Source organism: Nakamurella sp. (assembly GCF_048594475.1).
In the GTDB taxonomy this organism is placed as follows: domain Bacteria; phylum Actinomycetota; class Actinomycetes; order Mycobacteriales; family Nakamurellaceae; genus Nakamurella.
The window spans coordinates 1-2,673 of sequence record NZ_JBMDXT010000196.1; the positions used below are offsets into that span (position 1 = coordinate 1).

At 73.0% G+C, this 2,673-nt stretch carries 2 protein-coding genes and 1 pseudogene; 2 read left to right on the forward strand and 1 reads right to left on the reverse strand.

What is annotated here, in order from left to right; all coding sequences use genetic code 11:
* Window positions 1–439: pseudogene (locus tag ACOJUF_RS09245) on the forward strand (mannose-6-phosphate isomerase, class I); the annotation flags it as partial.
* A 27-nt stretch (window positions 440–466) separates the two neighbouring features.
* Here the strand turns inward: ACOJUF_RS09245 and ACOJUF_RS09250 are convergent.
* The gene (locus tag ACOJUF_RS09250) at window positions 467–1,903 is read right to left on the reverse strand and encodes a purine-cytosine permease family protein (RefSeq protein WP_420121568.1); all 1,437 of its coding nucleotides are present in this window, start codon (window positions 1,901–1,903) and stop codon (window positions 467–469) included.
* A gap of 163 nt (window positions 1,904–2,066) precedes the next feature.
* Here ACOJUF_RS09250 and ACOJUF_RS09255 point away from each other — a divergent pair.
* A partial coding sequence (locus tag ACOJUF_RS09255; protein ID WP_420121569.1) for a TetR/AcrR family transcriptional regulator occupies window positions 2,067–2,673 on the forward strand: 607 nt, incomplete at its 3' end.

Below are 2,673 nucleotides of genomic sequence, written 5' to 3' on the forward strand. Positions count from 1 at the left end.
CATGCACGCCTACCTGTCCGGGTTCGGGGTGGAGATCATGGCCAGCTCGGACAACGTGCTGCGGGGCGGGTTGACGACCAAGCACGTGGACGTGGCCGAGCTGTCCGCCGTGGTGTCGTTCGCCCCGGACGAGCCGATGCTCGTGCCTGCGGTCGTCGTCGCCGACGGGGAGGTTGCCTATCGGGCACCCGTGGCCGAGTTCGCCCTGTCTCGGATCCGCGTGACGGGTGCGGGCCGGGTGTTGGAACACGACGGACCGCAGATCCTGCTGACCGTGGACGGCGCCGTGACCGTCACCGACCGGTCCGGCCGCCGCCTCGATCTCGCGCCCGGGCGGGCGGCCGTCCTGCCGGCGCGGCAGGGCCCGGTGCGGATCACGGGCGGTGGCACGCTGTTCCGGGCGCGTGACGGATTGGTGCGGCCGGGCCACCCGTGCTGACCGCGACCGGTCCGGGTGGCCCGTCGGTCAACGGGTCGCGCGGCGCCGGCTCAGGGTGACGTGGACGGCGGCGGCGACGGCCATGCCGACCGGCAACGTCAGGTCGAGCCCGGTCAGCGCGGCGACCGGCCCGGTGTAGACGGTGTCGACGCACAGCGCGGCGGCGGCGACCCCGGCCAGCAGGGCGATCGTCCCGGCCGGGGCGAACCCGCCGCGGAACCAGAACCGGCTGCTTCGGGACTCGTCGGACAGCGCGATCCCGTCATAGGCGTTGCGCCGCACCAGGATGTCGGCGACGTAGATCGCCATGCTCGGGCCGAGCAGCACGACGGTCAGCTGGAGCACGCTGCTCACGGTGTCCAGGAAGGTGGAGATCAGCAGGCCGTACAGGGTCAGCCCGACCGAGGCCGCGCCGTCGAGCAGGACGCTGCGCGAGCGGCTGATCCGCACCCCGACCGCCTGCAGCGCCAGCCCGGCCGAGTAGGCGGTCAGCGCGTTCACCGTGACCGTGCCCAGCACCAGGGCGAGCAGGAAGACCGGGGTGACGACCCCGGGCAGGATCTGCTGCAGCGCGCCCTGCGGATCGGACATGTCGACCGCGGTGGCCGCGAGGGCACCGATCGAGCAGACCAGGACGCTCGGCAGGAACCCGCCCAGCGCCGTCCATCCGGCGACCGCGACCGGGGACGAGGTGCGCGGCAGGTAGCGCGAGAAGTCCGCGCTGGTGGTGTACGACATCGGGCTCGAGGCGATCAGCGTGGCCCCGGCGGCCATGGTCGCCCACAGCTCGATGCCACCGAGCTTCTCGGCCGGGGCGTACGAGAAGTCCGCCACGGTCAGCACGCTCACGCCCACCACCGCGAAGACGGCGACCAGGGCGATGGTGATCGGCAGGTACAGCCGGACGATCGTCGCGTGCCCGAACACGCTGATGGCCAGGGTGACGGCCGCGATGGCCACGACCACCAGGACGGTCTCCAGCGGGTCCTGCTCGATGCCCACCCGCTCCAGCAGGGCGAACGCGGCGACGGACGCGGCCGCCAGGTTGAGGGCGAAGTAGCAGACCGAGATGACCCAGCCGCTGATCGCCGTGTAGATCCGGTTGCCCCGGATGCCGTACATGGCCCGGGTGATCACCGCGCTGGGGGCGCCGGCCGCCGGGCCGGAGACGGCCAGGAACCCGGGCAGCAACCAGCCCAGGTTGCCGACCACGATGACCGCCAGGGCCTGGGGGAGGGACAGCCCCATCAGCACCAGGGCGGCGCCGACGACCAGGCTCAGGTAGTTCACGTTGGCCCCGGCCCACACCCAGAACAGCTCGACCGGTCGGCCGTGCCGCTCGGTGTCCGGGATGTGGTCGATGCCGTGCGTCTCGATGCGCCCGGCCCGGTCGGGGACGGGGACCGTGGGGGCCCCGGCGGTCACCGGCCGGTGGTCGGGGCGGGTCGGGTCGGTGAGCGTCACGGGGACCTCCGATGGGTCGTGGCGAGGGTGGGGGCGGGGGCACGGCGGGGCGGTCGTGGGCCAGGGCGGGGTGCGGCGGAGCGGGTGCGGCGGCGGGCGAACCGAGCACTATTGGTCAGACGCCCAATTGCTTATTGGTCACGTATTCAATAGGATGGTCGGCATGCCGTCAACCCTCGAACGCACACGAATCCGCAAGGACCCGGCCACCCGGCGCGCGGAGATCGTCGCGGCCGCCGGAAAGATCGCCCTCGCCGACGGGTTGGAGTGCGTGACGCTGCGCCGGGTCGCCGACGACCTCGCCGTCCGGCCCGGGCTGATCAGCCACTACTTCCCCTCGGCCGACGATCTGGTCGCCGAGGCGTACGGCAGCGCCGCCGGCGACGAGCTGGACATCCTGACGCCGCCGGCCGACGCCGGCCGCCCACCGACCGTCCGGCTGGGCCGTTTCCTGGCCCGCACCACCGGTGATCCGTACGACGAGATGAGCCGGCTCTGGGTGAACGTGCGGCACCTGAGCCGGTACCGGCCGCTGCTGGCCGATCGGGTGCGCGTCCAGGAGGCCGCCTGGCGCGAACGCCTGGGCGGGCTGATCGCCGACGGGGTCGCCGCCGGCGAGTTCGTCACCGACGACCCGGAGGCCGTGGTCATGATGATCCTGGTCGTGCTGGACGGGTTGTCCGCGCACGTGAACACCGACACCATCCGCCGCCCGGAGAAGGTACTGGGCCTGGCGGCGGCCGTGGCCGAGCGCGAGCTGGGTCTGCCCC